We start from the raw sequence: 14,911 nt of genomic DNA on the forward strand, positions 1-14,911 counted from the left end.
AAGCAAAGCATGCCAACGAGCACACACAGCACGATGCGCCAGACTGCTTGCGGTCTGACGTATTGGGATAACGGGGAGCAGCAAGGCGATGTGTACGTTTTGCTGCACGGAATTAGCTCTGGCGCGGGGCTATGGGCCAAGCAGTTTGCCAGTCAAACCGGGAAAAACCGGCTGATCGCATGGGATGCACCGGGCTATGGCGACAGTGTCGCTTTGGCCTCGGCCACCCCTACCGCAGCCGATTACGCCCATGCACTAAAAGCAGTCGTTGATGAGGCGGGTTTAACTGCCTTCACGCTGGTGGGACATTCACTCGGTGCATTAATGGCCAGTGCCTATGCCTCTTTGTATCCGGCGGATGTGTCCCGTTTAGTGTTGGCTAGCGTGGCGCAGGGCTATGGCCAAACAGAGCCAGAGCAACAACAACAGGTGTATGAGAAACGTCCACGGCTGCTTGCCGAGTTGGGCCCGGAGGCCATGGCGCGAGAACGTGGACCGTTCTTGTTGGGACAAGCCACAGCAGAAAATATGCTCCTGGTGACGCAGGCTATGAAACGACTCACGCTAGCGGGGTTCAAGGCGTCGTCGTATGTCTTGGCCCACGACAGCATCGATTACTACTTGCCGGCCATACAGGGCGCCATAGAGGTGCTGTACGGCACAGAGGATGGCATTACGCCGCCCGCTGGCATGCAAGCGTTGCAGCAGCATTATGTCCAGATGAACTTACAGGCGGTGCCGCAAGCCGGCCATTTGTTGTATGTGGATCAGCCCGCACTATTTGATCGTTTGGTCTTTGAACAAACGCAGCCGGGCAAGAGGGAGAACAACACATGAGTTTTCAGGTCAGCGGCAAAGTTGCCGTAGTGACGGGTGGCTCTTCAGGCATAGGCCTGGAAACCGTCCGCCTGCTACTTGAACAAGGTGCTTACGTCGCCTGGTGCGGCAGAGATGCCGCCCGTTTGCAGGACTCCTGGCAGGCGATGGCAGTCATCTTCGAGCCGGATCGACTGCACATACGGTGTTGCGATGTACTGGATGCGGATGCCGTCAACGCTTTCATTGACGAGGTGGCACAGCGTTTTGGCGGTGTGGATATGCTGATCAACAACGCAGGCCAAGGCAAAGTGGCCAGCTTTGCAGACACTTCGGATCAGGATTGGATGACCGAAGTGCAGCTGAAGTATTTCAGCGTGTTAAATCCCGTCCGTGCCGCTTTACCGTATTTGCGTCAATCGCCTATAGCGTCCATTGCCAATGTGAACTCTTTGCTGGCGTACAAACCTGAGCCGCACATGATTGCGACTTCAGCCGCCAGAGCTGGCTTGCTGAATTTAAGCAAAGGCTTATCCAAAGAGTTTGTCGACATGGGCATACGGGTGAACTCCATTCTGATTGGCATGGTCGAGTCGGGCCAATGGCAACGTCGCTACCAGGAGAGATCAGATCCGGATCAAAGCTGGGACGACTGGTTGGCGGGGATTGCGCGCAAGCGCGGCATACCGATGGGGCGTTTGGGCAAGCCCATAGAGGCAGCCCGAGCCTTAGTGTTTTTAGCGTCACCCTTGTCCTCCTATACAACGGGGTCGGTGATTGATGTATCTGGCGGCTTTAGTCAGGAAATTTAGGGCGAAACAATGAAAAAAGTAGCATTTATAGGCTATGGGGCCATGGCAAAAACAGTGCATGCCCTGCTGCCTGAATCCATTCAGTTGGCGTGGGTGATCGTCACTGAGGACGGAGTGGCCGCCACGCAGCAAGAGCTGGGGCCGGCCGTGCAGGTGGTCAGTCGTGTGGATGCCATCTTGGGTACGCCAGACCTGGTGTTGGAGATGGCCGGACAGCCCGGTTTGAAAGCTCACGCCAAGGCCGTATTGCAGCGCCAATTGCCCTTGGCGGTAATTTCGGTTGGGGCCTTTGCCGACAGTGCGTTTGAGCAGGAGATCCGTGAATTTGCGAGCTCGCAAGGTGCACAGCTACAGATTTTGCCAGGCGCCATTGCGGGGATCGATGGTATCGCCGCTGCCCGCACGATGGGCCTGGATAGTGTGGTGTATCAGGGGCGTAAAAAGCCGGCCAGCTGGAAAGGCAGTTATGCCGAGCAATTGGTCGATTTGGATGCATTGACCGAAGCGACCGTCTTTTTCCGGGGTTCGGCGCGTGAGGCCGCACAGAAGTTTCCGGCCAATGCGAACGTGGCAGCAACCATTGCCTTGGCGGGCGTGGGCATGGATGCGACACAGGTTGAGCTGATTGCTGATCCTGCCATGACGCGCAATCAACATCGCATTCGTGCTGAAGGCGCGTTCGGTGAGATGCAAATAGAGATGCAAGGCGTGGCCTTGGCCAGTAATCCCAAAACATCGACCTTAGCGGCACTCAGCGTCGTGCGCGCTTGCTATCAATTGGGCGACGCCCTGGTTATCTAGGCAGAGAGTAAGCATGAAACCATTATTTTTGGCCGGCCAATGGCGTCAGGGCCGGGGGGCAGTTGCGCGCAGCGTTTTCCCCGCGGACGGTAGCCTGAATGCCGAGTTCTCCACCGCCAGTATTGACGATGTAGAAGAGGCCATACAAGCGGCCCATCAAGCGTGGCAAGAGCCATCGTGGCGCAATAGCTTGCCTGTGGAGCGGGCTCGCGTGCTGTACAAAGTGGCCGATCTGATCGAGCAAAATGTGACGCAGTTGGCTGCGTTGCAAACACGCGACAACGGTAAACCATTGGCAGAAACGCGTGGCTTGGTGATGAGTGCAGCCGCCACTGCTCGTTACACCGCAGCATGCCTGGAAACCTTGGATACGGAGCTGACCAATGCCCGTTCCAAAGACTGGTTGACCATGAGCGTGCACGAGCCCTTGGGTGTGGTGGCCGCTATCACACCCTGGAATTCGCCCATCGCCTCTGAAGTGCAAAAATTGGCCCCGGCCTTGGCCGCTGGTAATGCGGTGATCCTGAAACCGGCCGAAGCCACCTCCTTGATTGCCTTGGAACTGGCGCGCTTGTTTGAAGAAGCGGGGCTGCCTTGCGGCTTGTTAAGCGTATTGCCCGGCAAAGGCTCGGTCGTGGGTAATGCCATCGTGCAGCATCCACTGGTGAAGAAAATTTCGTTCACTGGGGGGACGAGCACAGGGCGTCAATTGGCACATATTGCCGCGGAACGCCTGATTAGTACCTCCCTGGAGTTGGGGGGGAAATCGCCGACCGTGGTACTGGCAGATGCCGACTTGGATTTGGCCGTAAATGGTGTGATCTACGGTATTTTCAGCTCTTCAGGTCAGGCCTGTATCGCGGGTGCGCGTTTGTTTGTACACACTCAGGTGTATGACGCCTTTCTGCAGCGCCTGGTCGCTAAAACACAGGCCCTGCGCGTAGGCCACCCCGAGCATGTCGAGACCCAGGTAGGCCCATTGATCGATGAAAAACACTTGAGCTCGGTAGATGCTTATGTGCGCCAAGCCGAGCACGACGGTGGGCAGATCCTAGTGGGTGGGCATCGTCTGAGCGAAGGCGAGCTGGCGAAGGGCAGTTACTACGCGCCCACCATCATTGCGGGGCTCAGCAACCAGGCGACTGTGTGCCAGGAAGAAATTTTTGGGCCTGTGTTGGTGGTATTGCCGTTTGAGGACGAGCAAGACTTAGTACAACAAGCCAATGACAGCGTGTACGGATTGGCCGCTGGCATCTGGACTGAAAACTACCGTAAAGCATGGCAATTGGCCAGAGCCCTGGACGTAGGTACGGTCTGGATTAATACCTATAAAAAGTTCTCTATTTCCACGCCATTTGGCGGGTTTAAAGAAAGTGGTGTGGGTAGGGAAAAAGGCAGGCTGAGTATCGTGTCCTACATGCAGCAGAAAAGTATTTATATGGGGCTCAATACACAGCCTGATCCGTGGTGTGAAGGATGAGAGAAGCAAACATGACAGAAACTATTACCGTGGGTGAAGCCATTGCCCGAGTGTTAGAGAGCCATCAGGTACGCAATGTGTATGGGGTGATTTCCATTCATAACCTGCCTATTGCGGATGCGTTAGGCCGCCGCAAGCAGGTGCAGTTTGTGTGTGCCAGAGGTGAGGCCGGTAGCGTTACGATGGCCGATGCAGAGTCACGTTTCACCGGTTTAGGGGTGGCCTTGACGAGTACGGGTGCGGGTGCGGGCAATGCGGTGGGCTCGCTTATCGAAGCTTGCAATGCCGCGAGCCCAGTGCTGCATTTAACGGGGCAAGTGGAACGAGAATATTTGGATAGAGACGCCAGTTTCATTCATGAAGCCAAAGACCAGCTGGGTTTTCTGCGTGCGTCTAGCAAAGCGGCGTACCGCATCAGTAGTCCAGAAAACGCAGTAGGCATGATTCAAGAAGCCATCCGCGTCGCGACAACTGTACCCATGGGCCCGGTGAGCGTAGAGATTCCTATTGATGTGCAGGCTGCAAAAATTGCATGGCCCGTCTCATTGGAACCTGTCGCCGCCATGCAGTTGCCGGTGTTGCAAGACCGCGATAGAGCACGTTTAGCCGCGGCCATGAAAGCCGCTAAACGCCCCATGCTATGGATTGGTGGTGGCACATTAAAGGCCGGTGAGGCCGTACGGCAACTGGCTGATATGGGAATTGCGGTGGTGTCGTCCACCCATGCGCGTGGGGTGCTACCAGATAGCCATCATCGTAGTTTGGGGGCGTTTCACAATGCTGCCGAGGTGGAAACCTTGTTGGCTGATGCGGACCTGGTCTTGGTGGTCGGTTCGCGTTTACGCAGCAATGAAACCAAAACATACTCCATACAGTTTCCGGCCAATACCATACAGATTGATGCGAACCCTGCTGCACAACAGCGCAACTACGCCATCAGCCAGTTTGTATGTGCCGAGGCCAACGAAGCCTTGACGGCATTGGTGCAGGATTTGCAGGGCCACAGCTTCGTAGATGCGGCCTATGACGCCGCGATTACCCAGGCCCGTGAAGCCGCCCTATCCCAATTGACTGAACAGTTAGGGCCGTATGCAGAGCTGTGTTTTGCACTGCGTGCTGCCATGCCTGACGATGCCATTTTGGTGCGCGACATCACGATGTCCGGCAGTACCTGGGGTAGTCGTCTGTTCCCTGTGAATGCACCATTACAAAACATCCACTCCTTAGCAGGGGCCATCGGTTTGGGGCTGGCACACGCTATCGGTACTGCTAAAGCCAACCTGGACAAAAAAGTGGTGGCATTGGTGGGGGACGGCGGCCTGATGCTGGGCATAGGTGAAATAGCCACCATGGTGCAGGAGCAAAGCAATCTGGTCTTGTTGGTGATGAATGACGGCGGCTATGGCGTGATGCGTGGCATACAGAAACGCTACTTTGACGATCGGCAATACTACAACCAGCTGCATACGCCTAGCTACCGCGATGTAGGCAGCGCGATGGGATGCCAAAGTTATCTGGTGTCGTCAGTTGATGAGTTCAAAACAGTGATCCAGCAGGCCATTGAGCATCAAGGTCCAGCGCTTGTCGAGGTCGATATGCACAGCATTGGGCCACTGAATTTTGCAGGGCCTCCCCAGAAAAAACTGTATTAGTCCACGAGGTTCGACGCGAGACCGATACCTCCGAGCCTGTTTGCTCAGTCCGAACGTTGAGGGTTGATCGCTGAAAGCGTCTATAAAAAAAGCCTGCCGGGTACTTGAACCGGGCAGGCTTTTTTCTATTTTGAGCTTTAGGACTTTTTGCTGACCAGCCCGTAGATGAACAAGACGATGATGGCGCCAACGATGGAGCCTATCCAGCCTGCCCCTTCGCCCGGTACGTACCAGCCCATGGCTTGCCCCAGATAACCGGCGACAAAGGCGCCGACAATACCCAGGATGGCGGTCATTATCCATCCCATTTTCTGGTCACCAGGCATGATGGCTCGCGCCAGCAAACCTACGATAAAGCCAACAATAATCATGGAGATAATACCCATCGTGCGACTCCTGTACTTAGTTTGTCGGTCAGGGGGACGGACCGCTGTGTCTATCTTAGGTAGGGACTTTTTACACGTCTACCGTTTTGGGGAGCGGTTACAGAGAAAAGTGTCAGGCTTTGTAAACGCAGGCCCTGCAGGCAGACGAGCTATATCGCGTCATAGGGCGTTTGCCGTTTTATCGGGCTTAATTGGTTCAGCTCAATAAGCTGGGCGGATGCTTTTGCACCCATTGGGTGACCTGTTCATAGGCGTAGGACAGTTGCAGTACGGCCATGTCTGCCTGGGCAGGACCCATGATTTGCAGTCCCATGGGTAGCCCCGCTTCGTTGAAACCTGCCGGTACGTTCATTACGGGCAAGCCGGCCAGCGAGCCACCAATGACGATCTCCATCCAGCGGTGGTAGGTGTCCATTTGACGTCCGGCGATTTCGGCAGGCCAATGGGTGGTGCCTGCGAAGGGGAAGACTTGGGCTGTGGGCAGGATCAGGTAGTCGTAGGTTTCGAATAGTTTGCGCAGGCTTTCGTACCATTTACTGCGGTTGATGGACGCTTGGTAGATCTGGGCGCCACTCAGGCTCAGGCCGCCCGCTATTTCCCAGATGGCTTCAGGCTTCATTTGGGCATGCAGTTCAGGTTTGGCGTACAGACCCTGGGCCGTGCCGGCGACGGTGAAGTGGCGCAGAGTCAGCCAGGTTTGCCACAGCTGTTCCATGGAGTAATCGGGCTGTGCGGCTTCGACGGTGCAGCCTATGGCTTCAAAACTTTTCAGGGCGGTTTGGCACAGGTCCATGATGCCTGCTTGCATGGGCAGGTAGCCGTTGTAGTCGCCCAGCCAGCCGATGCGCGTGCCTTTGAAATTACGCTGCAGTTTGCCTGCGAATTGTTTTGGGTCCTGCTGGATGCTCAATGGCGTTCGGGCATCAAAACCGGCCTGAGTAGAGAGCAACATGGCCAGGTCCGACACGGTACGACCCATAGGGCCTTCGTAGCCCATTTGCTGAAAAAAAACCTCGGAGCTAGGGCCGTAAGGTACGCGGCCCTGCGAAGGCCGAAAGCCGTAGACGTTATTGAAGGCACCGGGGTTGCGTAAGGAACCCATCATGTCGCTACCATCGGCCACGGGCAACATACGGGTGGCCAGGGCCACGGCGGCCCCGCCGCTGCTGCCACCGGCGCATAAATCCGTTTGGTAGGCGTTGCCAGTGGTGCCAAAGACGCTGTTGTAGGTGTGTGATCCCAGGCCAAATTCCGGAGTGTTGGTCTTACCGATCAGAATGGCGCCGGCTTGGCGGACGCGTTCGACGACGATGGCGTCTTGTTTCGGCAGGTAGTCTTTAAAGATGGGCGATCCATTGGTGGTGACGATGCCCACGGTGGCGGCCAGATCTTTGGGAGCCTGTGGCATGCCATGCATCCAGCCCAAGTAGTGGCCGGCTTTTAATTGCTGATCGCGTTGGTCGGCTTGGGCCAGCAGGCCGCCGCGTTCTTGCAAGGACACAATGGCGTTGACCTTGGGGTTGATGCGTTCGATATGGTCCAGATAAGCCACCATGACTTCACGGCAGGACACTTGACGCTGGGCGATCCAGTTGGACAGGCTCAGCGCGTCGGCCATGATGATGTCTTGTGCGCTGCCAGGGCCTGGCGCGGTGCTGGCCAGAGCCTGACGTCCCAGGCTGGGTGCCATTCCCGCCAGGGACAGCAGGCCAGTAGTTTTTAGAAAGCGGCGGCGTCCGCCCAGGGCGGTAGGTGTGTCGTTCATGCTTGTCTCCAGGTGTTCTTTTTTTGCGTGGGCCATCCAGGTGGCCAAGCCATTCTATGCAGGTACAATGCGCGGCTCAAACGCCAAAAAATCATCAAGTTGATGCGGTCTGTGCATAAGCCGGTTCAAGCGTCAGCAAGGGGACAAGCATGGACTTTCGCAGGCTGCGGCACTTTGTGGCCGTTTGCGAGCACGGTACGTTTCATCGGGCCGCTCAAGCTGTCCATTTAAGCCAGTCTGCGCTTAGCCGCAGCATTCAGGCTTTGGAGCAGGAACTGGGTGTGCCGCTGTTTGATCGCAGCGGTCAACGCAGTTTTTTGACACCGTATGGTCGGGTTCTGCTGGAGCGGGCCAACCGGGTCTTGCAAGAAGGTCGCGCCCTGCAACGAGAATTGGCCTTGATTCAGCATGAAGACGCGGGCAGTCTCAGATTGGGCCTTAGTTCCACACCAGCCGCCGTTTTGCTGCATCCTTGCATGGTGGCCTTGCTGAGTAAATATCCGCGTTTGCGTGTGGATGCCGTTATTGGCCGTACCCTGGAATTGATCGAAGGCCTGCGCCGAGAGCGCTACGATATGGTGGTGCTGGACGTCAGTGCAGTTACGGATGTTCGCGGCCTGGATATTGAGTATCTGCCCGCCATGCAAGGCGATATGCTGGTGCGTCAGGGCCACCCGCTTTTACAGCAGCAGCCGGTCGATTTGATGGCGATCAGCCAGTACCCCGTGGCCTGCTCGGTTATTAGCGATGATTTAACGGATCGCTTGATTGCTGAATTTGGCGCTCAAGGTCATCCAGACCGTTTTGTGCGCTTTTGTTGTGATAGTTTTAGTATCCAGCGCGATGTGGTACTGGACAGCGATATGGTCTTGATGAGTGTGCTGGCTGCCGTACGCCGTGACATCGATGCCGGAGATCTGGTGCCGCTGGGCCTGTTTTCGCCGTCCTTGTCCGGGCACTATGCCTTGGTGCGTTTATCGGGACGCACACAATTGCCGGCTCTGGATATTGTTTATGGTCTGGCGCGCCGCCTGTGTACGGCGTAATCCAGCGTCCCCCCGCTTACTGATCTGCTTTGTTAGAGGGTTTGTGCATGACGATTCCCTTGCCTGGCTTGGACCTGCAACAGTTAGGCCCCGAGCAATCCTTGCGTGCGTTTATCGGTTGGTGGCCGGATGCGCAGACCCGCCTCTATCTGGCTGAGCAGGCCGTGCAGGCGCAGGTGATTTACGGGGGGCGCATGATGCACGCTGATCATTTTCATCTGACGCTAGCCTTTTTGGACGGCAGCAGCGTGTCCGTGCTGCAGGCCTTGGCGGAAAATATGGCCGATTGGCCTGTGCCTGCTATCACCTTGGATCTGACTCTGCGGGATGTCTTTGAAAAACCTCAGGTGGTCTGGGCAGGCCCGGATGAGTCTCAACGCCAGGCATTGACTGTGTTGGACCAGTGGCACGAGGATATTTGGGCCAGACTGACGGCCTTGGGCTGGACGCAACCCCCTCGCCGTTTCCGGCCGCATGTGTCTTTGTTGCGCCATGCCCGTATCGCTGCCGATCAGTCGCATCGCCATGCTTTGCCAACACAGGCTTTTGTGGGGGATGGCGTGGGTTTGATTGTCTCTGTCCCCGGCGAGCAGCGCAGCCAATATCATTTGGCCGCCACAGTGAATCCTGGAAGGGCAGTGTCATGAATATCCGTTTTTTAGAAACCTTTATCTGGATAGCTCGTCTGGGCAGTTTTCGGGCAGCGGCTAATAAGCAGCACCTGACACAGGCCGCTGTGTCGGGGCGGATTGCGGCCCTGGAAAGCGAGTTTCAGAAAACCTTGTTCGAGCGCGGTCACCGTGACCTGCGTCTGACCCCGGCAGGGCGAAAGTTGATGCAGTATGCCGAACAGATGTTGGGTATGGAGCACGATTTACGCGAGGCGCTGGCCGGCTCCAGCCGTTTGAGCGGCCGGGTGCGCCTGGGCGTGGTCGAATCCATTGTGCATACCTGGTTCAAGGATCTGATCCGTCAGTTGCATGCCTTGTATCCCGAGCTGGAAATTGAACTGACCGCAGAGTCCACCTTGCGTCTGCATGATTTGCTTAAGCGCGGCACCATTGATGTGGCTTTGCAGACAGACCCCATCATGGGTGATGGCATACGCAACTTGCCCATGGGGTCCATGCGTATGGGCTGGGTAAGTATGGCTGACGAAGCCATGCCCGTGCGTAGTGGCTTGCAGGAACTGGTGCAGCGCTGGCCTCTGGTGACCTTTCCCCGTGGCTCTCAACCCCATCTGGCCCTGGTGCAATTGCTGGAACCTTTGCCAGTGGGTCAGGCCCGGATTCATTACGTGTCTTCTATTGCGGCCAGCACCCAGTTGCTGGAAGCGCAGCCCTGTGTGGCCACCCTGCCTTTGGCTGCCGTTAGCCGTCAGCTTAATAGTGGGCTGTATCAGGAAATCGTGTGTGAGCATGCTTTGCCGGACTTGCGGCTGGTGGCTAGCTGGCGGCCCGATCCCTTAACGCAGACGGCCCAAGCCGTTATTGGCGTGGCGCTGGAGCGCATGCATCATTTTGCCGCCGAGCACCCCGGACTGGCTTTACCGCCGCCAGACACGCGTGTCTTCGCGATTTAGCCTTTGAGGGTTTTCCCCTTACCTGCGTATGTGTACTGAGCGTGGGCTTGATTGATAATCTATATACCGCGCCATTCGCTGTATCTGATCGCTTTTTCCTATTGCTCCAGGCTGAAATAAAACATTTTGAATCTGCTTAGCAGCCGTTGGACACTCCCATAAAGAGTATTCAATGACTTTGATTTGGAGAGGCTTTCGTGTCTGCTACTTTTCGTACTGATCGTGATGCGCCGGGGGAACTGTTCATCTGGACAGACATCGCTCCTGAGCATGAGCAAGATTTCAACCAATGGTATGAGCGCGAGCATATGGCTGAACGTGCTGCCATACCGGGTTTTCAGTGGTCGCGTCGTTATGTGCGCCAAGGCGCTGGGCGTAAGTACCTGGCCTTGTACCGCACCGAGTCTTTGCGGGTTTTTGGTACTGCTGACTATAAAAAAGCCTTTGAGCGGCAAACGGACTGGTCCATCGCTAATTTTGGCCGTATGAGTAATACCCAGCGACGCGTGATGGCGGTGTCTTTATTGGGAGGTGCAGGCACCGGTTCGGTGGTGCTGCTGGTGCGTTTGGCTGACGCGGTCCAATTGGATGAGCTGGCCCGCCAGAGTGCGGCCTATCTGGAACAGACCGATGGTCTGCTGGCCTTGCGCGTACTGACGCCTGATCCTGAACTCTCCACCCCCTTGCCATCCGAAGATGTGCGGCAGCGCAGTCTGGATCCTTATTTGGTGGCCGACCTGACCACGGTTTCCGCTGCTCGTACCCTGGTTGCACGCTTGCAGCAGGATTTGGGCGTGGCGACCAACGATGTATCCGAGTTTTCTTTGTTGTGGGATCTGCAGTCAAGGGATCTGAATGCGGGCCGCCCATAAGGCGGCTATCACCTCAATGCTAGGGAGAAGCGACATCATGATCAAAAAACTACTTTCTATGGCTTGCGTGCTTGCGTTGGCTGGAACGGCTCAGGCAGCGAGCACGTGGAATATGACGGCCGAACAGCCCGATAGCAATTTCCTGACGCAAAACGCGCGCGAGTTCGCGGCGGATGTGAAGGCTGCGACCAATGGTGAACTGAATATCAATGTGCAGTCCAACTCCGTGTTGCTCAAACGCCCCGAGGTAAAGCGCGGTGTGCAGCAAGGTGTGGTGCAGGTGGGGGAAATGCTGGTGGCTGCCATCGGTAATGAAGACCCTATGTTCGAGGTTGATAGCGTGCCTTTCCTGGCCTCGTCTTTCGATCAGTCGGAAAAGCTCTGGAAAGCGACTCGCCCTTTCCTGGCCGAGCGTCTGGACAAGCAAGGCATCATTCTGGTCTATGGCTCACCTTGGCCACCTCAAGGTATTTACACTAAAAAGCCGGTAGAGCAGTTGTCTGACCTGGCAGGAGTGCGCTTTCGCGCCTACAGCCCGGCCACCAGCCGCCTGGTTTCCTTGATGGGGGCGGTGCCTACAACGGTGCAAACGCCCGAAGTACCCCAGGCATTTTCCACCGGCATTATCGACGCCATGCTGACCTCGCCTGCGACTGGTGTGGACTCTCAGGCGTGGGACTACGTGAAGTACTACTACGACGCCCAAGTCTTTATTCCACAAAGCTTTGTCATCATGAATAAACGTGCGTTCCAGCGTTTGCCTGAAAATGTGCAAAAAGCGGTGCTGGAAGCGGGTGCACGTGCCGAGGAACGCGGTTGGGCTGTGTCGCGCGAGCAGACGTCCAAGCTGACTCAGTCCATGGCCGACAAAGGCATGGTGGTGGGCCAGTTGAGCGACAAACTGTCGGGTGAAATGCACGCGATTGGCGAGACGATGACCGAAGAGTGGCTGAAAAAAGCCGGCGCGGATGGTCAGAAGCTGCTTGACGCTTACCGTCAACCGTAAACAAGGAGTGCGTCCATGATCGTTCTGGAGCGTATGGCCAGGGTCTGCGGCGCACTTGCCGCACTCTTCCTGTGTTTGATTGGAGTCGTGGTGACAGCGCAGATTGTGGCGCGCCTGTTTTCCATGCAGATACCCGCCTCGGATGACTTTGCGGGTTGGTTTATGGCGGCATCTATTTTTTTGGCGCTGCCCTATGCCATGTTGCGCGGCGATCATATCCGCGTGTCCTTGTTGTTGCAGGTGATGCCCGAGCGCCTGCATCGCCCTTACGAGCTGATAGCCACGACGATTGCAATGGCCCTGGCCGCCTGGTGCTCCTGGGAGACGGCTCATTTTGTCTATGAGTCCTTTATTTATAAGGAAGTGGCCCAGGGCATGGTGGCGGTGCCGCTGTGGATTCCGCAGCTGGGTATGCCGATTGGCCTGGGATTGCTGACCTTGATGTTGTTGCGACGTTTGTTGCACGCAGCCCAGGGTCAAAAACTGGAGGCAACTGAACATGGCTGATTTATCTCAGGCAATTGTGCTGTTGGTGGCTCTGCTTGTCTTGTTAGCCAGCGGCGTATGGGTAGCGCTGGTTCTGATCGCTTGCGGTATCTTGTCCATCGTTTTGTATGCCGATGCGCCGGCGGGCATTATCTTTGCCACCAAGGCGTGGGACTCTTCGGCCAGTTGGGCCTTGACGGCCTTGCCCCTGTTTATCTGGATGGGGGAAATTCTGTATCGCACCCGTTTGGCAGAGGATATGTTTAGCGGTCTGGGGCCGTGGGTACAGCGTTTGCCGGGCCGTCTGGTCCACGTTAACACCTTTGGTTGCGGTATTTTTGCGGCTGTCAGTGGGTCTTCGGCCGCCACCGCCGCCACCATTGGGCGTATCTCTTTACCCGAGCTCAAAGCCCGCGGTTATGACGACAGCATCAGCATTGGCTCTTTGGCTGGTGCAGGGACCTTGGGTCTGCTGATCCCACCGTCCATTGTGATGATTGTCTACGCCGTAGCGGCGCAGGTGTCCATCATTCGCTTGTTCGTGGCGGGTGTGCTGCCGGGCATCATGTTGATGTGCCTGTTCTCGCTTTACATCGCAATCTGGTCCTTGCGTCATCCGGACCGTGTGCCTACTGATGTTGAGGACCTGACGCTGGGCGAGAAAATCCGCCGTTTGCGTTTGCTCTTGCCGGTTGTGCTGCTGATTATGGCGGTGATCGGTTCGATCTATGGCGGTATTGCGACGGCCACCGAGGCGGCAGTGCTGGGGGTGATTGGTTCCTTGGTCATTGCAGCGTTTGGACGTTCTCTCAGTTGGAAGACGTTTACCGACAGCTTGTTGGGTGCGGCGCGCACGTCCTGCATGATTTCCTTCATCCTGATCGGGGCGGCTTATCTGACCAGTGCCATGAGCTTTACCGGCCTGCCTGCCAATCTGGCCGCCTGGATTGGGTCCTTGGGCCTGAACCAGTACGCCTTAATTGCCGTGCTGACGGTGTTCTTCATTATTTTGGGTGCCTTCCTGGACGGGATTTCGATCGTGGTGCTGACCACCTCGGTCTTGCTGCCAGCCGTGTTGGCAGCGGGTATTGATCCGATCTGGTTTGGTATTTACCTGATCCTGACCGTGGAGATGGCGCAGATCACCCCGCCTATCGGTTTCAACTTGTTTGTGATCCAGGGCATTACCGGGCGCAATCTGTTTGAGCTGGTGCGCATGGCGTTCCCCTTCTTCCTGTTGCTGGTTTTAGCCACGGTGATTGTGACGGTCTTCCCGCAAATCGTCATGGTCTTGCCTAACGCGATGTAAGGGGGATAAAGAATGGCAACGGCTTATGTGACCTTGGGCGCGCAGCGCTATCGGGTAGAGCGTGCCTGGACGCAGGCGGATATCGGTAGCATCACCAGCGTGGCGGTGCTGGCCGATGGCCGCATCGCGGCCTTGCTGCGTCGCCCGGCCTGTGTGCTGGTACTGGCCCCTGACGGGCAGGTGTCGGCACGGTGGGCGCTGGACGATATTTTATGCCCGCACCATATCAGTGCCCGCCCGCAAGGTGGGGTACTGGTTACCGATTTGGATGGGCATCAGATTCTGGCTCTGGACGCTCATGGCAATGAGCAATGGCGGCTGGGAAAACCTGAGCAGCCCCGTTGGCAGGAGCCCTTCAATCACCCTACCCATGCCATTGAATGTTTGGACGGCGGGCTATGGGTCAGCGATGGTTATGGCAATACGGTAGTGCATCGTTTTGACCCACAGCGCCAATGGCTGGCGGCATTGGGAGCACCGGGGGCGGGGCCTTTACAGTTCAGCACCCCCCATATGCTGGCCAGCGCAGCCGATGGCTCAATCTGGGTGGCGGACCGTGAAAATAACCGCGTGCAGCATCTGGATGTGCAGGGCCGCTACTTGGGTGAATTGCGCCCCATGTATAAACCGATGGCGGTGGCGGTACAGACTGACGGCTCGGTCTTGGTCAGCGACCAAACGGCTAGTTTGTGCCTCTTTGATCCTGAGTCCAGTACCTTGGTAGGGCGTTGTCGCGTGCAAGGTGTTTATGGGCATGGTTTGGCCGTGGGCCTGGACGGGCGTATTTATATAGCGGAAATGTTGCCCGATTGCTTAACTTGCTTACAGCCAGCTTAATCGTCCACAAGGCATGAAAAAGTAGTCTTTGTTATGGAAGCCCTTGGAGCAAATCCATTAG

Annotated in this window: 15 protein-coding genes; 13 read left to right on the forward strand and 2 right to left on the reverse strand. The window is 56.5% G+C overall.

Annotated features, from left to right (window positions below; translation table 11 throughout):
• The first annotated feature begins 9 nt into the window (after nt 1–9).
• The 5 genes from IE156_RS16790 to IE156_RS16810 are packed head-to-tail and all read left to right on the forward strand — an operon-like array spanning nt 10 to nt 5,561.
• Complete coding sequence (locus IE156_RS16790; RefSeq protein WP_189393791.1) at nt 10–837, forward strand: alpha/beta fold hydrolase; 828 nt, start codon at nt 10–12, stop codon at nt 835–837.
• Nucleotides 834–1,628: an SDR family oxidoreductase gene (locus tag IE156_RS16795; RefSeq protein ID WP_189393792.1), complete on the forward strand. Its 795-nt coding sequence runs from the start codon at nt 834–836 to the stop codon at nt 1,626–1,628. Before IE156_RS16790 ends, IE156_RS16795 begins: the two co-directional genes overlap by 4 nt.
• A gap of 9 nt (nt 1,629–1,637) precedes the next feature.
• Nucleotides 1,638–2,429, forward strand: coding sequence for an aspartate dehydrogenase (locus IE156_RS16800; RefSeq protein WP_189393793.1), 792 nt, complete (start codon nt 1,638–1,640; stop codon nt 2,427–2,429).
• A gap of 13 nt (nt 2,430–2,442) precedes the next feature.
• A complete protein-coding gene (locus tag IE156_RS16805; RefSeq protein ID WP_189393794.1) occupies nt 2,443–3,909 on the forward strand; it encodes an aldehyde dehydrogenase in 1,467 nt (488 codons plus the stop codon).
• Nucleotides 3,910–3,920: 11 nt separating this feature from the next.
• On the forward strand, nt 3,921–5,561 hold the full coding sequence (locus tag IE156_RS16810) for a thiamine pyrophosphate-binding protein (protein WP_189393795.1): 1,641 nt from the start codon (nt 3,921–3,923) through the stop codon (nt 5,559–5,561).
• 137 nt (nt 5,562–5,698) lie between these two features.
• Here IE156_RS16810 and IE156_RS16815 read toward each other — a convergent pair whose 3' ends face one another.
• Nucleotides 5,699–5,947: a GlsB/YeaQ/YmgE family stress response membrane protein gene (locus IE156_RS16815; RefSeq protein WP_189393796.1), complete on the reverse strand. Its 249-nt coding sequence runs from the start codon at nt 5,945–5,947 to the stop codon at nt 5,699–5,701.
• Nucleotides 5,948–6,143: 196 nt separating this feature from the next.
• Nucleotides 6,144–7,712 carry an amidase gene (locus IE156_RS16820; RefSeq protein WP_189393797.1) on the reverse strand — a complete coding sequence of 523 codons (1,569 nt, stop codon included), beginning with the start codon at nt 7,710–7,712 and terminating at the stop codon, nt 6,144–6,146.
• Nucleotides 7,713–7,861: 149 nt separating this feature from the next.
• On the opposite strand from IE156_RS16820, the gene IE156_RS16825 reads away from it, so the two are divergent.
• The 8 genes from IE156_RS16825 (at nt 7,862) to IE156_RS16860 (ending at nt 14,850) form a co-directional block, all read left to right on the forward strand.
• Nucleotides 7,862–8,758, forward strand: coding sequence for a LysR family transcriptional regulator (locus IE156_RS16825; protein WP_189393798.1), 897 nt, complete (start codon nt 7,862–7,864; stop codon nt 8,756–8,758).
• Nucleotides 8,759–8,805: 47 nt separating this feature from the next.
• The gene (gene thpR, locus IE156_RS16830) at nt 8,806–9,405 is read left to right on the forward strand and encodes an RNA 2',3'-cyclic phosphodiesterase (protein WP_189393799.1); all 600 of its coding nucleotides are present in this window, start codon (nt 8,806–8,808) and stop codon (nt 9,403–9,405) included.
• Nucleotides 9,402–10,340, forward strand: a complete 939-nt coding sequence (locus tag IE156_RS16835) for a LysR family transcriptional regulator (RefSeq protein ID WP_189393800.1) — start codon at nt 9,402–9,404, stop codon at nt 10,338–10,340. Before thpR ends, IE156_RS16835 begins: the two co-directional genes overlap by 4 nt.
• A gap of 197 nt (nt 10,341–10,537) precedes the next feature.
• Nucleotides 10,538–11,212, forward strand: coding sequence for a DUF4286 family protein (locus IE156_RS16840; protein WP_189393801.1), 675 nt, complete (start codon nt 10,538–10,540; stop codon nt 11,210–11,212).
• Nucleotides 11,213–11,249: 37 nt separating this feature from the next.
• Nucleotides 11,250–12,218, forward strand: a complete 969-nt coding sequence (locus IE156_RS16845; RefSeq protein ID WP_189393802.1) for a TRAP transporter substrate-binding protein — start codon at nt 11,250–11,252, stop codon at nt 12,216–12,218.
• Between the two features lie 15 nt (nt 12,219–12,233).
• Nucleotides 12,234–12,725 carry a TRAP transporter small permease gene (locus IE156_RS16850; protein WP_189393803.1) on the forward strand — a complete coding sequence of 164 codons (492 nt, stop codon included), beginning with the start codon at nt 12,234–12,236 and terminating at the stop codon, nt 12,723–12,725.
• The gene (locus tag IE156_RS16855) at nt 12,718–14,013 is read left to right on the forward strand and encodes a TRAP transporter large permease (RefSeq protein WP_189393804.1); all 1,296 of its coding nucleotides are present in this window, start codon (nt 12,718–12,720) and stop codon (nt 14,011–14,013) included. Before IE156_RS16850 ends, IE156_RS16855 begins: the two co-directional genes overlap by 8 nt.
• A 12-nt stretch (nt 14,014–14,025) precedes the next feature.
• The gene (locus tag IE156_RS16860; protein ID WP_189393805.1) at nt 14,026–14,850 is read left to right on the forward strand and encodes an NHL repeat-containing protein; all 825 of its coding nucleotides are present in this window, start codon (nt 14,026–14,028) and stop codon (nt 14,848–14,850) included.
• Nucleotides 14,851–14,911 lie beyond the last annotated feature (61 nt).

The sequence above is a fragment of the Alcaligenes pakistanensis genome (assembly GCF_014652815.1).
Classification (GTDB): Bacteria; Pseudomonadota; Gammaproteobacteria; order Burkholderiales; family Burkholderiaceae_B; genus Alcaligenes; species Alcaligenes pakistanensis.